The sequence below is a fragment of the Desulforhabdus sp. TSK genome, assembly GCF_022836495.1.
Lineage (GTDB): Bacteria > Desulfobacterota > Syntrophobacteria > Syntrophobacterales > Syntrophobacteraceae > Desulforhabdus.
The window spans coordinates 1-537 of sequence record NZ_BQXM01000127.1 but is presented as its reverse complement, the minus strand read 5'-3'; the positions used below and the strand labels follow the sequence as shown (position 1 = coordinate 537).

Annotated in this window: 1 pseudogene; it reads right to left on the bottom strand. The window is 50.7% G+C overall.

The features are described 5' to 3' along the window. Window positions 1–65 precede the first annotated feature (65 nt). A pseudogene (locus MWC30_RS21815) lies at window positions 66–537 on the bottom strand (hypothetical protein); the annotation flags it as partial.

The window sequence follows — 537 nt, the reverse complement described above, 5'->3', positions numbered from 1 at the left end:
ACCTAAACTGAGCGATTCGGCACGGTCATAGACCTAGGCCTGCCGTGTGTTTCAACTGCTCTTCTTCAGGCCCAAGTGAATACCGGCGGTGTTCCGCTATTAGTCCAGAGTTTATCGAAGTTGAGCAATTCCCATGCTGATTGGGTCAACTTCAGGATGATTTTGCCCGAGGTTCGGACAATCTTCGCCGCTATATCGATGATTTTGCGGCGCAGCGTTGTCGGGTAAGACTCGATGGGTACAACCTCCGAGCAGACGTCTTCCTTGAAGCACTCAAAGAGGAAGAAGGCAAGCAACACGGTGTAATAAAATGCCGCATTGGGAGCGAACCTTTTGAAAGGGAGCGCCTCCGTTGCGAATTCCTTCAATGCTCTATGGACCAGTTCGTCGCTTCCGCGACCGTGAGACAGTTCAAGAATGGATGAGGCCTCAAGAAGATTGGAGAACCCGGCTTTTTCCAGTTGTACATCGATTGGACAACCCATTCCAATGTTGGTGTAAATCACATTGGCCGGGCGTACAAACGCCAGGAGCAAT